Origin of the sequence: Pseudomonas sp. D2002, from assembly GCF_013385735.1 — a bacterium.
Lineage (GTDB): Bacteria > Pseudomonadota > Gammaproteobacteria > Pseudomonadales > Pseudomonadaceae > Aquipseudomonas.
Window position 1 is genome coordinate 90,429 of the sequence record NZ_JACAPL010000013.1, and the last position, 15,964, is coordinate 106,392.

Consider the following 15,964-nt stretch of genomic DNA (forward strand, 5'->3'; position numbering starts at 1 on the left):
AAAACCGCTGTAAAAAAACAAGGGGCCTAAAAAGGCCCCTTGCTTGTGCTGCGACAGCTGAACGCTTACGCGTCCGGTGCAGCCTTGGCAGCCGGCTCACTGTTTTCGTAGATATACAGTGGCTTGGACTTGCCTTCGATAACGCTTTCGTCGATCACCACTTTACTCACCTCGGACTGCGAGGGGATTTCGTACATGGTGTCGAGTAACACGCCTTCGAGAATCGAACGCAAACCACGTGCACCGGTCTTGCGCTCCAGTGCCCGCTTGGCCACTGATTTGAGTGCGTCGGTACGGAACTCGAGGTCTACACCTTCCATCTCGAACAACTTGGCGTATTGCTTGGTCAAGGCGTTTTTCGGCTCGGTGAGGATCTGAATCAACGCAGCCTCATCCAACTCGTCCAACGTGGCCAGGACCGGCAGACGGCCAACGAATTCAGGGATCAGACCGAACTTGACCAGATCGTCAGGCTCGACTTCACGCAGGGACTCGCCCACCTTCTTGCCTTCTTCCTTACTGCGCACTTCCGCACCGAAACCGATGCCGCCACGGGTGGAACGTTGCTGAATAACCTTCTCCAGACCGGAGAACGCACCGCCACAAATGAACAGGATGTTGCGCGTATCAACCTGAAGGAATTCCTGCTGCGGGTGCTTGCGGCCGCCTTGTGGCGGTACGGAAGCAACCGTGCCTTCGATCAGTTTCAACAGGGCTTGCTGCACGCCTTCACCGGAAACGTCCCGGGTGATCGACGGGTTGTCGGACTTGCGCGAAATCTTGTCGATTTCGTCGATGTAGACAATACCCATCTGGGCCTTCTCTACGTCGTAGTCACACTTCTGCAGCAGCTTCTGAATGATGTTCTCGACGTCTTCACCCACGTAGCCAGCCTCGGTGAGGGTGGTGGCGTCGGCGATAGTGAAGGGAACATTCAGCAGACGAGCGAGGGTTTCCGCAAGCAAGGTTTTACCCGAGCCTGTAGGACCGATCAGCAAGATGTTGCTCTTGCCGAGCTCGACTTCGTCGCCTTTCTTGTCACGCTGGTTCAAGCGCTTGTAGTGGTTGTACACCGCTACGGCCAGAACCTTCTTTGCACGCTCTTGACCAATCACATACTGATCAAGGATGCCGCTGATTTCTTTAGGCGAAGGCAATTTATGCGCGCTGCTCTCGGCCTGGGCTTCCTGCACCTCCTCGCGGATGATGTCATTGCACAGGTCGACGCACTCGTCGCAGATAAACACCGAGGGGCCGGCAATCAATTTGCGTACTTCATGCTGGCTTTTGCCACAGAAGGAGCAATAGAGCAGCTTGCCGTTGTCCTCGCCGTTGCGGGTGTCAGTCATTCGTTCGATCCAAATCCGATAGGCTTGCAACACAAGATGAAGGCTTATGCGGGCTTTTTCAAGCCCGCGGTGGTCGGACGCGCCGACCAGCCCTATTTTGAGGTGCTTATATTAAGCGGGGCGCTTTTCGATCACTGCGTCGATCAACCCATAGGCGCGCGCAGCTTCGGCGCTCATGAAGTTGTCACGATTGGTATCGCGCTCGATTTCTTCCAGGGTATGCCCGCTGTGCTTGGCCATCAACGTGTTGAGGCGCTCACGAATAAACAGGATTTCCTTGGCGTGAATTTCGATGTCCGACGCCTGGCCCTGGAAGCCGCCCAGAGGCTGGTGAATCATCACGCGCGAGTTAGGCAGGCAGTAACGCTTGCCCTCGGCGCCCGCGGTGAGCAGGAATGCGCCCATGCTGCAGGCCTGACCGATGCAGGTCGTCGACACGTTTGGCTTGATGAACTGCATGGTGTCGTAGATCGACATACCTGCCGTTACCGAGCCGCCCGGGGAGTTGATGTAAAGATGGATGTCCTTGTCCGGGTTTTCCGCTTCAAGGAACAGCAGTTGCGCGCAGATCAGGTTGGCCATGTAGTCCTCTACAGGGCCGACCAGAAAGATCACTCGTTCCTTGAGCAGGCGCGAGTAGATGTCATAGGCGCGTTCGCCACGAGCAGATTGCTCGACAACCATCGGGACCAGGCCGCCAGCGGCCTGGATATCAGAGTTCTGCTGAATATAGGAATTACGGAACATGCTCTGCAGTTACTCCCAAATAGTCATGTCTTGAAAACGCATAAGCCAGCGCGAGGCTGGCTTATGGTTGTATTTCGAACGAGTTGGACAATCAGTCGGCTTGTGCTGCTTCCGCCGGTTTGACTGCTTCTTCGTAAGAGACCGCTTTGTCGGTCACCTTAGCCTTCTGCAGAACAGTATCCACAACTTGTTCTTCCAGCACAACCGAACGTACTTCGTTCAGCTGCTGGTCGTTCTTGTAGTACCACGCCACAACCTGCTCAGGCTCCTGGTAGGCCGAAGCCATTTCCTGGATCATTTCACGAACGCGATCTTCGTCAGGCTTGAGGTCGAATTGCTTGACCACTTCAGCCACGACCAGACCCAGCACAACGCGACGCTTGGCTTGCTCTTCGAACAGCTCGGCCGGCAGTTGGTCAGGCTTGATGTTGCCACCGAACTGCTGAACCGCTTGAACGCGCAGGCGATCCACTTCGTTGGACAGCAGAGCCTTAGGCACTTCGATCGGGTTGGCAGCCAGCAGACCGTCCATGACCTGGTTCTTGACCTTGGACTTGATGGCCTGGCGCAGCTCACGCTCCATGTTCTTGCGAACTTCGGTACGGAAGCCTTCGATACCGGTTTCCTTGATACCGAATTGAGCGAAGAACTCTTCGTTCAGTTCTGGCAGCTTAGGCTCGGAAACGCTGTTGACGGTAACGGTGAACTCGGCGGTTTTACCGGCCAGGTCCAGGTTCTGGTAGTCAGCCGGGAACGTCAGGTTCAGAACGCGCTCTTCGCCGGCTTTAGCGCCAACCAGACCGTCTTCGAAGCCCGGGATCATGCGGTTGGAACCCAGCACCAGCTGAGTGCCTTTGGCGGAGCCGCCAGCGAATACTTCGCCGTCAACCTTGCCAACGAAATCGATGTTCAGCTGGTCTTCGTTCTGGGCAGCGCGATCGGCCACTTCAAAACGAGTGTTCTGCTTGCGCAGGATTTCCAGCATGTTGTCCAGGTCGGCATCCGCAACGTCAGCGCTCAGGCGCTCTACGGCGATGTCTTCGAAACCGGCAACGGTGAATTCCGGGAACACTTCGAAAGTCGCGACGTATTCCAGGTCTTTACCCGCTTCCAGGGACTTAGGTTCGATCGAAGGCGAGCCAGCCGGGTTCAGCTTGTGCTCGACAACAGCTTCGTAGAACGAAGCCTGGATCACGTCACCTACAGCTTCCTGACGCGCATCGGCACCAAAACGACGCTTGATTTCGCTCATTGGCACTTTGCCTGGACGGAAACCAGCGATCTTGGCCTTTTGGGCAGTCTGCTGCAGACGCTTGTTGACCGCAGTCTCAATACGCTCTGCCGGCACGGTGATGCTCAGGCGGCGCTCGATAGCAGTAGTATTTTCAACAGAAACTTGCATGGATATTCCTCGTTGCACAGACGTTAGCCGGCCGTTTCCGACCCCAGAATCAAGGGCATGCATTCTAGTGGGTCAAACTCAAGAAGTCACCCTACTGAAAACGGGTGGAAAAACAGCAGGTCATTTATAGGTTCAAGTGCACGCATGCACCTCATCCTGTTAGCAAATACAGCTCATCTCACCAGGGCTCTGCATCAAGCCTTCTATATATAGAAGCGCGTGGGCACACACCCTCGGCGACCGACCTCGCAGGCAAGGTCGGAGGACACGGCGGCGGCATCGAGAAACACAAATACGACGAAACGCCCTGCCCCGGAAACTCAAAACACTTAAACAAAAACGGCACAGCCCTTTTTCAGGTACTGCGCCGTTATTCGCTATTAAATAGCTGTACTGACCCTGATAAAGCCGCGGATCAGTTCTACACGCTCAAAACCGGCAACGATTCTAACGCCAAGGCATTGAGAATGCTTGTTTTTTCTTGGCGTCAAGATTCGCCGCACAAGGACCGCAAATTTCCGACACAAAAAAAAGCGCCAGATCATTGATCTGGCGCTTTTTCTGAATATGGGGTGGACGAAGGGGATCGAACCCTCGACAACGGGAGTCACAATCCCGTGCTCTACCAACTGAGCTACGCCCACCATATTGCATTAACAAAGAACTCGAACATCTTCTTTGTTGAACCCTGCCTCGCCTGATGGCGGTACAGCGTTTTAATTGGTGCGGATGAAGAGACTCGAACTCTTACGCCTCGCGGCGCTGGAACCTAAATCCAGTGTGTCTACCAATTCCACCACATCCGCGCTTGCAGCTCTTAAAGCAAAGGCGCCAGACGATTAATCTGGCGCCTTTCAAAATATGGGGTGGACGAAGGGGATCGAACCCTCGACAACGGGAGTCACAATCCCGTGCTCTACCAACTGAGCTACGCCCACCATCTAGCGCTACTTGTGCCAAAGCTGCCTAATGGCGCACCCGGCAGGACTCGAACCTGCGACCATCCGCTTAGAAGGCGGATGCTCTATCCAGCTGAGCTACGGGCGCCTTATTAATCTGTACTCTTGGAGGATTACAAACTAAGTGCTTCCAGCCTTGCAGTACAACAATTCTGCTCGACCTTCTTAACCAGTGCTAGGCTGTGCCCGACAAGTGCGACGAATAGTATAGACGCCCCGGAAACCCGTCAAATCTTTTTTGAAAAAAATTCATTTTATTTAAGGGGTTAGGGCAATTTGCGGACCAAGCGCCTTTGCCCTCACGCCCTGGCGTGCGAGAATGCGCGCACTTTTCTTCTCCCTCTCGATGGTTAATCACGCGTAATGACTGCACAACTTATCGACGGCAAATCAATCGCCGCCAGCCTGCGCCAGCAGATCGCCAAACGAGTCACCGAGCGCAGCCAGCAAGGCTTGCGCACGCCTGGGCTCGCGGTGATTCTGGTCGGCAGCGATCCTGCCTCTCAGGTTTATGTCTCGCACAAGCGTAAAGACTGTGAAGAGGTCGGCTTTATTTCCAAAGCCTACGACTTGCCTTCTGACACCACCCAGCAGGCCCTGACCGACCTGATCGACAGCCTCAACGACGACCCGGCCATCGACGGCATCCTGCTCCAGCTGCCGCTGCCCGAACACCTGGATGCGTCCAAACTGCTGGAGCGCATCCGCCCGGACAAGGACGTCGACGGTTTCCACCCTTATAACGTCGGCCGCCTGGCCCAGCGTATCCCGCTGCTGCGCCCGTGCACCCCGAAAGGCATCATGACCCTGCTGGAAAGCACCGGTGTCGACCTGTACGGCCTTGATGCCGTGGTCGTCGGCGCTTCCAACATCGTCGGCCGCCCGATGGCCATGGAACTGCTGCTGGCCGGCTGCACCGTGACCGTCACCCACCGCTTCACCAAAGACCTGGCCGGCCACGTCGGCCGTGCCGACCTGGTCGTCGTCGCTGCCGGCAAGCCGGGCCTGGTCAAAGGTGAGTGGATTAAAGAAGGCGCCATCGTCATCGACGTCGGCATCAACCGCCAGGAAGACGGCAAGCTGGTCGGCGACGTTGTTTACGAAACCGCCCTGCCCCGCGCCGGCTGGATCACGCCGGTGCCAGGTGGCGTTGGCCCGATGACCCGTGCCTGCCTGCTGGAAAATACCCTGTACGCCGCAGAAACCCTGCACGGCTAATAACCAGCCGTACTGAAAAAGCCCTGCCTTATCGCAGGGCTTTTTATTGGCCGCAAAAAAACCTGTTTTTTCTTAGTTTTTAAGCACTTTCGTCCGGATCTAGAAGAACATTCGACAGTTTCTGATCCATACTCCTAAAATGTAACGGCATTTATCAAAAAACCGTTCCTGAACGGTATTTCCTTACTTTTTTAGCGAGTTCATCCGCGTGAAAATTCGTCTCTCTCTTGTCAGCCTATTTTTTGCATTTACAGGCACCTTCGCGCACGCCAGCGAAACCGCCCTCGCCCCGCGTGATACCAGCAAACTGCAAATCGCTTCCGGCAGCGCCATGCTGGTGGACTTGCAGACCAACAAAGTCATCTATTCCAGCAACCCCGATGTCGTGGTGCCCATCGCCTCCGTGAGCAAATTGATGACCGGCCTGATCGTGCTGGAAGCCAAGCAGAACATGGACGAATACATCGACATCAACATCAAGGACACGCCGGAAATGAAAGGCGTGTTCTCCCGCGTGAAAATCGGCAGCGAAATGCCGCGTAAGGAAATGCTGCTGATCGCGCTGATGTCGTCGGAAAACCGCGCCGCCGCCAGCCTGGCCCATCACTACCCGGGCGGCTACCCGGCGTTTATTGCGGCGATGAACGCCAAGGCCAAGGCGCTGGGCATGACCAGCACCCACTATGTCGAACCCACCGGCCTGTCGATTCACAACGTGTCGACCGCCCGTGACTTGAGCAAGCTGCTGGCCTATGCGCGCAAATTTCCGATGTTGAGCCAGTTGAGCACCACCAAAGAGAAGACCGTGGCGTTCCGCAAACCCAACTACACCCTGGGTTTCTCCAACACCGACCACCTGATCAACCGCGCCAATTGGGATATCAAACTGACCAAGACCGGTTTCACCAACCAGGCTGGCCACTGCCTGGTGCTGGTGACCAGCATGGGTAACCGCCCCGTGTCGCTGGTGATTCTGGATGCCTTTGGCAAATTCACCCATTTTGCCGATGCCGGGCGGATTCGCAATTGGGTCGAGACCGGCAAGAGCGGCTCAGTGCCGGACGTCGCGCTGCGCTATAAGGCCGACAAGAACCTGAAGAACCGCCCGAATGCCGCAGAAGTGCGTCGCTAAACACCACAGTTCCAATGTGGGAGCGGGCTTGCTCGCGAAGGCGGTAGGTCAGTCATGAATGTATCGACTGACACTCCGCTTTCGCGAGCAAGCCCGCTCCCACATGAGGTTCAGAGTATTTTCAGAAGTTGTGCAGTTTTACTTCCTTTCCGCCAACACCTTGAGCGCCTGCGCCGCCGCCTGCTCTTGCCCGGCTTGCGCCGTCGCGTTAGCAGCCTCGCGCCAGCGCTGCGCATCGACATTGGCCGGCAGCTGGCTCGGGCGCTGGGTCAGGATCGCCCAATGGCCGGCGCTCTTCCACCCCGACTCAAAGTCGCTGAAGCTCATCACCAGCCGCCGCTCCAGACCCGAGCGCAGCAGCACCGTACTTTTCTGCTGATTGAACCCCACCACCACGACATAGCGCGTCCCGGACCAGAAGCTCGGGTTGATCCGCGCCATCACCGGGTAGCCCGCCGCCACCTGCGCCAGTACTGCCGTCAGTTGGTTATCCAGCGGATACACCATCAGCCCGTACTCGCGCGCCAGCACCTGCATATTGCGCTCAAGGTCCGCCTCGCCGCCTGGCAAGCGCAGGGGCTTATCGAGCAAACCGGGTGTCATCACAATGCCTTGTTGCGACAGCATGCTGGCTAAAGCCGAGGGGCCACTGAGGTAAGCCTCGCTGCGAAAGGTCGGCACGCCATTAAGTTCGACGCGCTCCGGCAGGCCCGCTAGTTTCGACGGGTGCCCGGAACAGGCCGCGAGCCCCAGGGCGCACGCCAGCAACAAGGAGGTTTTAACGTTCGAGCGCAATTTTTGACTCTCTTGATCAACGGCCGGTAAGGGCCCTGATCATAGGTTGCTCTTGAACGCGGGTATAGCCTCAAGCGCTAGTAAAACGCCCGGGATAGAGCAAACAAGTTGGAGGGACTCGACCATTGGTCAATAGCAGGCAACCGTCAGGTAGCTAGACTGTCCATTGAGAAGACTGAGTGTGCCCCGAGCGGGGCGAAAGGAGGCCCGAATGAGCCTTGCAACAACGATTTTAATGTTGATCTGCGGTTGGCTGGCAGTCGCCGGCGCCATGTTGTGGGGGGTCATGCGCGTGACCCGTCGGCACCATCACCCCCACGTCAAACCCGCTGCACCGGCCAAGCCACACAAGGCTGCGGTGCACCACGCCTAGCCAGGCATGCAACTGAAGTCTTGAGTCGCCGCTACTTCCTTGCCGTGGCCGTCCTTGAGGACGGCGCGCACGGTGGTGCCCAGGCTCGATTCAACCAAGGTGTAGTGCTCACCCGCCTGGAAATGCTTGTACTCAACGCGACCCTGGCAGTCTTGCTGGTTGTCATCGCCCGGCTCTTCTTCAAACAGCGTCACGTCCAGGCGATGGTCGCCTGGCGTCACTTCAAAAAAGCGCCCGTCATCCACGCGCTTGCCATCGACGCGCTCGGCCATCAGGTCATTTGGCGCTTCTTCTTTCAAACCAATCCACGCTTCGCTCGGGTCCGCCTTGGGGATCGGGCCGGCGCACGCCGACAAAAACAAAACAGCGCCAAGGGCAGGGATCAACAACAAGGGTTTCAGTGACATGGCAGGGCTCCAAAGGGCATCGGTTAAAAGCGTTGGACGACGTTCAAATGTGTCGCGTCCGATGGATGACAAGCTTGGAGAGCCACCCTTTGTAGAACAAATGAATACATATGAAACGATCTTCAGCCGCTAACTAAATGTTCCTTCACCTGGCTGAAAGGTGCGTGTTAGGTGGGTCGGGCAAGACTGCCGGGGTTTGCAATCCTGTGTTCTCCGGAGGTTCACGCATGCTCGGGCTGGTAAAGACCGCACTGCAAAAGCCGTACACGTTCATCGTGTTGGCCATATTCATCTGTATCGTCGGGCCGATGGCGGCCCTGAAAACCCCTACGGATGTTTTCCCCGATATCGGCATTCCCGTCGTCGCTGTGGTCTGGCAGTACAACGGCCTGTCACCGGACGCCATGGCCGGTCGGGTGATCTACACCTACGAACGCTCCCTGAGCACCACCGTTAACGACATCGAACACATCGAATCGCAATCGCTGCCCGGCATGGGCATCGTCAAGATCTTCTTCCAGCCCGGCGTGGACATCCGCACCGCCAACGCCCAAGTGACGGCCGTGTCACAGACCGTACTCAAGCAGATGCCACCGGGCATTACGCCGCCGCTGATCCTCAACTACAGCGCCTCCACGGTGCCGATCCTGCAAATGGCGTTCTCCAGCCCCAGCCTCTCGGAAGCCAAGATCCGCGACCTGGTGCAGAACAACATCCGCCTGCCGTTGAGCGCCCTCCCCGGCCTGGCCATGCCCACGCCAATGGGCGGCAAGCAGCGCCAGATCACCCTCGACCTCGACCCCCAAGCCCTGGCTGCCAAAGGCCTGTCGGCGCAGGACGTGGGCAACGCCCTGGCGCTGCAGAACCAGATCATTCCGGTGGGCACCGCCAAACTCGGCCCCAACGAATACACGATCCTGCTCAACAACAGCCCCAAGGCGATTGATGAGCTCAACGACCTGCCGATCAAGACCGTCGACGGCGCGTTGATCACCATCGGCCAAGTGGCTCACGTGCGTGACGGCTCGCCGCCGCAGACCAACATCGTGCGCGTCGACGGCCACCGTGCGGTGCTGATGCCGGCGCTGAAAAACGGCAGCATCTCGACCTTGTCGATCATCGACGGCATCCGCCAGATGCTGCCGCGCATCAACGAAACCGTGCCGCCGTCGCTGAAGACTTCGCTGCTGGGTGACGCCTCGGTGTTCGTCAAGCAATCGGTGGGCAGCGTGGCCCAGGAAGGCATCATTGCCGCACTGCTGACCAGTGCGATGATCCTGCTGTTCCTCGGCAGCTGGCGCTCGACGCTGATCATTGCCGCCTCGATTCCGCTGGCCGTGCTGTCGGCCATCGCACTGCTGGCGGTTACCGGGCAAACCCTCAACGTGATGACCCTCGGCGGGTTGGCGTTGGCGGTGGGGATTCTGGTGGACGACGCCACGGTGACCATCGAAAACATCAACTGGCACCTGGAACAAGGCAAGGCGGTGAAGACCGCGATCCTCGACGGCGCCGCGCAAATCGTCGGCCCGGCGTTCGTCTCGCTGCTGTGCATTTGCATCGTGTTCGTGCCGATGTTCCTGCTGCAAGGCATCGCCGGTTACCTGTTCCGGCCGATGGCGCTGGCGGTGATCTTTGCCATGGCCAGCTCCTTCATCCTTTCGCGGACATTGGTGCCGACGCTGGCAATGTTCCTGCTCAAGCCGCACACGCCGGAGCCAGGCGCGGGGCACCACCCGGAAGATGCATTCATCAACCACCATGAAGGTGAGCAGCACAAGAAACCGCGCAATGCCGTGCTGCAATCGGTGCTGAATTTCCAGCAGGGCTTCGAGCGGCACTTCTCAAATATCCGAGATACTTACCATGGCTTGCTGATCCTCGCGCTGGGCAATCGCAAGCGCTTTATCGTCGGTTTCCTGGCCTGTGTGCTGGCTTCATTCCTGCTGCTGCCAAGCCTGGGCCAGGACTTCTTCCCGGCCACCGACGCCGGCGCCCTCGCCCTTCACGTACGCTTGCCGCTGGGCACGCGGATTGAAGAAAGCGCCGCCGCCTTCGACCGGATTGAAGCGCGGATTCGCGAAGTGATCCCCGCCGAAGAACTCGACACCATCGTCGACAACATCGGCATCCCACTCAGCGGCATCGACATGGCCTACAGCAGCAGCGGCACCATCGGCCCGCAGGATGGCGACATCCAGGTCACGCTGAAAAAGGACCACGCGCCCACCGCCGACTACGTGAAAAAATTGCGTGAAGCCTTGCCGCAAAGTTTCCCCGGCAGCCACTTCGCGTTCCTGCCGGCGGACATCAGCAGCCAGATCCTCAATTTCGGCGCACCGGCCCCCTTGGACGTGAAAATCTCCGGGCGCAGCGATGAAGAAAACCGCGCCTATGCGGTGGAACTGGAGCGGCGCCTGTCGCACATTCCGGGGATTGCCGACCTGCGCATTCAGCAGTCCACCGGCTACCCGTCGCTGCAAGTTAACGTCGACCGCATGCGCGCCAATGGCCTGGGCATTACCGAGCGTGACGTGACCAATAGCATGGTCGCCTCCCTCGCGGGCAGCTCGCAGACTGCGCCGACTTTCTGGCTCAACCCGGCCAACGGCGTGTCATATTCCATCGTCGCCGCAACCCCGCAATACCGCCTCGACAGCCTGCCGTCGCTGGAAGCCTTGCCGGTCACCGGCGCCGATGGGCAGTCACAAATCCTCGGCGGTGTGGCGAGCATCGAACGCGTGCAAAGCCCGGCCGTGGTAACCCACTACAACATCGAACCGACCCTGGACCTTTACGCCAACGTGCAAGGCCGTGACCTCGGCGGCGTGGCCCGCGACGTGCAAAAAGTGCTGGATGACACCGCTTCCATGCGCCCCAAAGGCGCGGTGATCAGCCTGCATGGGCAGATCGATGCGCTGCATGAAGCCTTCAGTGGTTTGAGCTTTGGTTTGCTCGGTGCGGTGGTGCTGATCTACCTGCTGATCGTGGTCAACTTCCAGTCCTGGGCCGACCCGTTTGTGATCATCACCGCGTTGCCCGCAGCGTTGGCGGGGATCGTGTGGATGCTGTTCCTCAGCGGCACCTCACTGTCGGTGCCCGCCCTGACCGGGGCCATCTTGTGCATGGGCGTGGCCACGGCCAACTCGATTCTGGTGGTGAGCTTCTGCCGTGAACGCCTGGCCGAACATGGCGACGCGTTGAAGGCCGCGATGGAGGCCGGTTACACGCGTTTCCGCCCGGTGTGCATGACGGCCCTGGCGATGATCATCGGCATGTTGCCGCTGGCGTTGTCCGAAGAGCAGAACTCGCCCCTTGGCCGGGCGGTGATCGGCGGCTTGATCTTCGCCACCATCGCCACCCTGTTGTTTGTACCCGTGGTCTTCAGCCTGGTCCACGGTCGTCACCCTACTCGCGCAGCTGCTGGAGAAACTTCACATGTCGTCTGATCACAAACCCTCGCGCAAGCGTCTGATGCTCATGGGTGTCGGCGGCCTGACACTGGCCGCCCTGTTGGTCGCCAACGGCCTGCACGCCCGCACGATGCACGAACAATCGGTCAGCGCCTGGACCGAAACCGCCGCCATCCCGCAAGTGATGGTGTTCCAACCGAAACAGAACGTGGCCGGCGACACCCTGCGCCTGCCCGCGCACCTGGAGGCGTGGAGCAAGGCGCCGATCCACGCGCGGGTCAGCGGCTACTTGAAGGACTGGAAAGCCGATATCGGCACTCAGGTCAAAGCCGGGCAAGTGCTTGCCGAAATCGACAGCCCCGACCTCGACCAGCAACTGGCGCAAACCCACGCCCGGCTGGTGCAGGAACAGGCCAATGCACGCCTGGCCGAGACCACCGCCACACGCTGGCAAAACCTGTTGGCCAGCCACTCGGTGTCGCGCCAGGAGGCGGATGAAAAAACCTCCAACGCTGCCGCTGCCAAGGCCAACGCCGAAGCCGCCGCCGCCGACTACGCACGGCTGTCGGCGCTGGAAGGCTACAAGACCATCCGCGCGCCGTTCGCCGGTACCATCACCGCGCGCAACACCGATATCGGCCAGTTGATCAAGGCCGACACCGACAGCGACCCAGAACTGTTCAACATCGCCGACACCCACCAGTTGCGCCTGTATGTGCCGGTGCCGCAGAACTATGCGGCGGTGATTCACCCAGGCCTCGAAGCCGAGCTGACCGTGCCCGAGCACCCCGGCGAGCACTTCAAGGCGCGCCTGATCGGCGACTCCACTGCCATCGACCGCCGCTCCGGCACCCTGCTCGCGCAGTTCGTCGCCGACAACCCCAACGGTGAATTGCTGCCCGGCGACTACGCCGAAGCCACCCTGCCGATTCCGGCCGACACCCACGGCGTGAGCATCCCGGCCAGCGCGCTGATCTTCCGCGCCCAAGGCACCCAAGTCGCGGTGCTGGATGCGCAGAACCACGTGCACCTGCAAGCCATCCACATCGGCCTCGACCTCGGCGAACGCCTGGTCATCGACCAGGGGCTGAAACCTGCCGACCGCGTGGTCGACAACCCGCCCGACGCCCTGCGCGAAGGCGACCCCGTGCAACTGGCCGACGCCGGAGGTGCGCATGCGCCCAAGGCTTAAACCCCTGGCGGCGTTGATGCTGCTGCTATTGCAGGGCTGCTCGATGGCGCCGACCTACAAGGTGCCATCGGTTGACCTGCCCGCCGGCTACCGCGAACAGACCAGCGACGGCCCGTGGCACAGCGCGCAGCCGTCCGACCCATTGGCGCCCGACTGGTGGAAGCTCTACAACGATTCGCGCCTGACCGACCTGCAACAGCAACTGCTCAAGGCCAACCCGGACCTGGCGGCGGCACTGGCGCACTTCGATGCGTCCCAGGCGTATGCCAGCCAACTGCACGCCGGGTTGTTCCCGCAGATCACCGCCAGTGCGCAGCCGCTGCGCCAACGGCAGTCGGACTCGCGACCACTGCGCGGCGACACACAGCCGTCGGTGTACAACAGCAATACCGCAGGTTTCTCGCTGAGCTACGACCTGGACCTGTGGGGCAAGATCCGCAACCAGGTCGCAGCCGGTGATGCCCAGGCGCAAGCTTCCGGCGATGATTTGGCGGTAGCGCGCCTGAGCCTGCAACACCAGTTGGCGACGCTGTATGTGCAGCTCAACGGGCTGGATGCACAGAGCCGGATTCTGAACAGCTCACTGGATGATTTCAGCCAGGCATTGCAACTGACCCGCAGCCGTTACGAAGGCCAGATCGCTTCAGAACTGGACCTGACTCGCGCGCAAAACCAACTGGCCGAAGCCAAGGCGCAACTGGATGAAGTGCGCGGGCAGCGCAACCTGACCGAGCATGCGATTGGCGAATTGGTCGGCGTGGCAGCCAGCAACTTTACGTTGCCGCCAAGCCAGCAATTGATTGCGCTGCCGGCGATTCCGTCGCAGTTGCCGAGCCACCTGCTGCAACGTCGCCCGGACATTGCAGCGGCGGAACGGCGAGTGTTTGCCGCCAATGCGAATATCGGCGTGGCGAAAGCGGCGTGGTATCCGGACTTCAGCTTGACCGGGTTGCTCGGCGGGCAGACGCAAGGAGTTGGCAACCTGCTGTCCGCCAGCAATCGGTACTGGGCGCTGGGGCCATTGGTGAATTTGCCGATCTTTGACGGCGGGCGTTTGAGTGCCAATGAACGCCAGGCCAAAGCCGAATTTGAAGAAGCCTCGGCGCAGTACCGCAGCCATGTGCTCAAAGCCGTGCGCGAGGTGGAAGACAACCTCGCGCAGCTGCGAGACTTGCAACAGGAAGCGCAGGACGAACAGGCGGCGGCGGATGCGGCGCAGCACACGCAATCGCTGGCGATGAACAGCTACCAGGCCGGGGCCGTAAGTTACCTGGATGTGGTAACGGCGCAGACAGCAGCGTTGCAGGCACAAAGGACATTGCAGGCGGTGCAGACGCGGCAGTTGCAGGCGAGCGTGGGGCTGGTGACAGCGCTCGGCGGCGGCTGGCAACCCGGCGCCTGACCTGATCGTTCCCACGCTCCGCGTGGGAATGCATCCTGTGACGCTCTGCGTCACGACCTCAAGGCAGACGCGGAGCGTCTGGGGCGGCATTCCCACGCAGAGCATGGGAACGATCGTCAGGCAATGATCGTCAGGCAGCCAGTTTTCCGCTGGCAATTGCAGCGGATGCCGCCACCATCGCCCGCAACAACACCGCACAGCCCGCCGCCAAATCATCCGGGGCGGCATTCTCGATTTCGTTATGGCTGATGCCGCCTTCACACGGCACGAAGATCATCCCGGCCGGGCCGAGTTCAGCGACGAAGATCGCGTCATGCCCTGCTCCGCTGACGATGTCCATGTTCGACAGGCCCAACCCATTCGCCGCATCGCGCACGGCGTCCACACAGCCTTTGTCGAAATACAGCGGTGGGAAGTCCGCAGTGGGTTCCATTTCAAAACTCAAGCCGTGCTTGGCACAGGTCTCATCGATCACTTTACGCACCTGGGCAATCATCGAATCCAGGCGTGCCGGTTCCAGGTGACGGAAGTCCAGGGTCATGCGCACTTCGCCGGGGATGACGTTGCGCGAGCCGGGATAGGCTTGCAGGCAACCCACCGTGCCGCACGCGTGCGGCTGATGCCCCAACGCCGCCGCATTCACCGCCGCCACCACGGCGGCCGCCCCTACCAACGCATCCTTGCGCAAATGCATCGGCGTCGGCCCCGCATGCGCCTCAACGCCTCGTAGCTTCAGATCGAACCACTTCTGCCCAAGAGCGCCCAGCACCACGCCGATGGTTTTTTTCTCATCCTCAAGAATCGGCCCTTGTTCGATATGCGCTTCGAAATAGGCGCCCACCTTGTGGCCGCTGACAGGTCGTGTGCCCGCATAGCCAATCGCATTCAACGCATCGCCGACGCTGACGCCGTCCACATCGACCTTGGCCAAGGTATCCGCCAGGGTGAATTTGTCGGCAAACACGCCCGAGCCCATCATGCACGGCGGGAAGCGCGAGCCTTCTTCGTTGGTCCACACCACCACTTCCAGCGGCGCTTCGGTTTCGATCTTGAGGTCGTTGAGCGTGCGCAGCACTTCCACACCCGCCAGCACGCCGAAGCAGCCGTCGAACTTGCCGCCGGTGGGCTGGGTGTCGATATGGCTGCCGGTCATCACCGGTGGCAGGTTGGGGTTGCGCCCCGGGCGCCGCGCGAAGATGTTGCCGATGCCGTCGATGGTCACGGTGCAACCGGCGTCTTCGCACCATTTGACGAACAGGTCGCGGGCCTTGCGGTCGAGGTCGGTGAGGGCCAGGCGGCACACGCCACCTTTTGGCGTGGCGCCGAGTTTGGCCAGGTCCATCAGGGACTGCCACAGGCGGTCGCGGTTGATGTGCTGATGGGTCGATTGCAGAACGTCGGTGGCAGCGTTCATGGAGATCTCCTCAGGCTACTGTTCTTATGAATTGACTCGATTCCAACGGTTGGAATGGGGTCTGAAATGTGGGAAGGGGCTTGCTCGCGAAGAGGCCGTGTCAGTCGCTGCAAATGTCGGCTGGAAGACCGCATTCGCGAGCAAGCCCGCTCCCACATTTG

Annotated in this window: 13 protein-coding genes and 4 tRNA genes; 7 read left to right on the plus strand and 10 right to left on the minus strand. The window is 59.8% G+C overall.

From position 1 onward, the window contains the following. Window positions 1–65: 65 nt before the first annotated feature. The 3 genes from clpX to tig all read right to left on the minus strand — a co-directional run bounded on the left by clpX (window position 66) and on the right by tig (window position 3,498). On the minus strand, window positions 66–1,349 hold the full coding sequence (gene clpX / locus HX783_RS23740; RefSeq protein ID WP_017136464.1) for an ATP-dependent Clp protease ATP-binding subunit ClpX: 1,284 nt from the start codon (window positions 1,347–1,349) through the stop codon (window positions 66–68). Between the two features lie 111 nt (window positions 1,350–1,460). Continuing rightward, window positions 1,461–2,096, minus strand: a complete 636-nt coding sequence (clpP, locus tag HX783_RS23745) for an ATP-dependent Clp endopeptidase proteolytic subunit ClpP (protein ID WP_083357884.1) — start codon at window positions 2,094–2,096, stop codon at window positions 1,461–1,463. A 91-nt stretch (window positions 2,097–2,187) separates the two neighbouring features. After that, entirely contained in the window at window positions 2,188–3,498 is a 1,311-nt protein-coding gene (gene tig, locus HX783_RS23750; protein ID WP_177018445.1) for a trigger factor, read from the minus strand. A gap of 104 nt (window positions 3,499–3,602) precedes the next feature. On the opposite strand from tig, the gene HX783_RS23755 reads away from it, so the two are divergent. Beyond that, on the plus strand, window positions 3,603–4,046 hold the full coding sequence (locus tag HX783_RS23755; RefSeq protein ID WP_177018446.1) for a hypothetical protein: 444 nt from the start codon (window positions 3,603–3,605) through the stop codon (window positions 4,044–4,046). 20 nt (window positions 4,047–4,066) lie between these two features. Here the strand turns inward: HX783_RS23755 and HX783_RS23760 are convergent. The 4 genes from HX783_RS23760 to HX783_RS23775 all read right to left on the minus strand — a co-directional run bounded on the left by HX783_RS23760 (window position 4,067) and on the right by HX783_RS23775 (window position 4,545). After that, window positions 4,067–4,142: transfer RNA gene (locus HX783_RS23760), tRNA-His, on the minus strand. Between the two features lie 77 nt (window positions 4,143–4,219). Continuing rightward, window positions 4,220–4,304 (minus strand) — tRNA-Leu (locus tag HX783_RS23765). 56 nt (window positions 4,305–4,360) lie between these two features. Next, window positions 4,361–4,436, minus strand: a tRNA-His gene (locus tag HX783_RS23770). 32 nt (window positions 4,437–4,468) lie between these two features. Next, window positions 4,469–4,545, minus strand: a tRNA-Arg gene (locus HX783_RS23775). Window positions 4,546–4,820: 275 nt separating this feature from the next. On the opposite strand from HX783_RS23775, the gene folD reads away from it, so the two are divergent. Then, window positions 4,821–5,675, plus strand: coding sequence for a bifunctional methylenetetrahydrofolate dehydrogenase/methenyltetrahydrofolate cyclohydrolase FolD (folD, locus tag HX783_RS23780; RefSeq protein ID WP_124528853.1), 855 nt, complete (start codon window positions 4,821–4,823; stop codon window positions 5,673–5,675). Window positions 5,676–5,883: 208 nt separating this feature from the next. Next, window positions 5,884–6,807 carry a D-alanyl-D-alanine endopeptidase gene (gene pbpG / locus HX783_RS23785; RefSeq protein WP_177018447.1) on the plus strand — a complete coding sequence of 308 codons (924 nt, stop codon included), beginning with the start codon at window positions 5,884–5,886 and terminating at the stop codon, window positions 6,805–6,807. Between the two features lie 138 nt (window positions 6,808–6,945). Here pbpG and HX783_RS23790 read toward each other — a convergent pair whose 3' ends face one another. Continuing rightward, window positions 6,946–7,602, minus strand: a complete 657-nt coding sequence (locus tag HX783_RS23790; protein ID WP_256347269.1) for a peptidase C39 family protein — start codon at window positions 7,600–7,602, stop codon at window positions 6,946–6,948. Window positions 7,603–7,813: 211 nt separating this feature from the next. Between HX783_RS23790 and HX783_RS23795 the strand changes: the two genes are divergently transcribed. Further along, a complete protein-coding gene (locus HX783_RS23795) occupies window positions 7,814–7,975 on the plus strand; it encodes a hypothetical protein (RefSeq protein ID WP_177018448.1) in 162 nt (53 codons plus the stop codon). Here HX783_RS23795 and HX783_RS23800 read toward each other — a convergent pair. After that, window positions 7,972–8,382, minus strand: coding sequence for a hypothetical protein (locus HX783_RS23800; protein WP_177018449.1), 411 nt, complete (start codon window positions 8,380–8,382; stop codon window positions 7,972–7,974). The genes HX783_RS23795 and HX783_RS23800 overlap by 4 nt on opposite strands. 227 nt (window positions 8,383–8,609) lie before the next feature. Here HX783_RS23800 and HX783_RS23805 point away from each other — a divergent pair, with 227 nt between their 5' ends. From HX783_RS23805 to HX783_RS23815, 3 genes are read left to right on the plus strand one after another with little or no spacing between them, the layout of a single operon-like run. Beyond that, complete coding sequence (locus tag HX783_RS23805; RefSeq protein WP_177018450.1) at window positions 8,610–11,831, plus strand: efflux RND transporter permease subunit; 3,222 nt, start codon at window positions 8,610–8,612, stop codon at window positions 11,829–11,831. Continuing rightward, window positions 11,821–12,987, plus strand: a complete 1,167-nt coding sequence (locus HX783_RS23810) for an efflux RND transporter periplasmic adaptor subunit (protein ID WP_159957796.1) — start codon at window positions 11,821–11,823, stop codon at window positions 12,985–12,987. Before HX783_RS23805 ends, HX783_RS23810 begins: the two co-directional genes overlap by 11 nt. Continuing rightward, window positions 12,971–14,389 carry an efflux transporter outer membrane subunit gene (locus HX783_RS23815; protein WP_177018451.1) on the plus strand — a complete coding sequence of 473 codons (1,419 nt, stop codon included), beginning with the start codon at window positions 12,971–12,973 and terminating at the stop codon, window positions 14,387–14,389. Before HX783_RS23810 ends, HX783_RS23815 begins: the two co-directional genes overlap by 17 nt. A gap of 130 nt (window positions 14,390–14,519) precedes the next feature. Here HX783_RS23815 and HX783_RS23820 read toward each other — a convergent pair whose 3' ends face one another. After that, the gene (locus tag HX783_RS23820) at window positions 14,520–15,803 is read right to left on the minus strand and encodes a Zn-dependent hydrolase (RefSeq protein ID WP_177018452.1); all 1,284 of its coding nucleotides are present in this window, start codon (window positions 15,801–15,803) and stop codon (window positions 14,520–14,522) included. Between the last annotated feature and the right edge of the window lie 161 nt (window positions 15,804–15,964).

Bases quoted from the DNA above. Each gene is read 5' to 3' on its own strand.
- HX783_RS23805 (WP_177018450.1), top strand. From the start codon at position 8,610: ATGCTCGGGCTGGTAAAGACCGCACTGCAAAAGCCGTACACGTTCATC.
- tig (WP_177018445.1), bottom strand. From the start codon at position 3,498: ATGCAAGTTTCTGTTGAAAATACTACTGCTATCGAGCGCCGCCTGAGC.
- folD (WP_124528853.1), top strand. From the start codon at position 4,821: ATGACTGCACAACTTATCGACGGCAAATCAATCGCCGCCAGCCTGCGC.
- HX783_RS23810 (WP_159957796.1), top strand. From the start codon at position 11,821: ATGTCGTCTGATCACAAACCCTCGCGCAAGCGTCTGATGCTCATGGGT.
- clpX (WP_017136464.1), bottom strand. From the start codon at position 1,349: ATGACTGACACCCGCAACGGCGAGGACAACGGCAAGCTGCTCTATTGC.
- HX783_RS23800 (WP_177018449.1), bottom strand. From the start codon at position 8,382: ATGTCACTGAAACCCTTGTTGTTGATCCCTGCCCTTGGCGCTGTTTTG.
- HX783_RS23795 (WP_177018448.1), top strand. From the start codon at position 7,814: ATGAGCCTTGCAACAACGATTTTAATGTTGATCTGCGGTTGGCTGGCA.
- HX783_RS23820 (WP_177018452.1), bottom strand. From the start codon at position 15,803: ATGAACGCTGCCACCGACGTTCTGCAATCGACCCATCAGCACATCAAC.
- clpP (WP_083357884.1), bottom strand. From the start codon at position 2,096: ATGTTCCGTAATTCCTATATTCAGCAGAACTCTGATATCCAGGCCGCT.
- HX783_RS23815 (WP_177018451.1), top strand. From the start codon at position 12,971: ATGCGCCCAAGGCTTAAACCCCTGGCGGCGTTGATGCTGCTGCTATTG.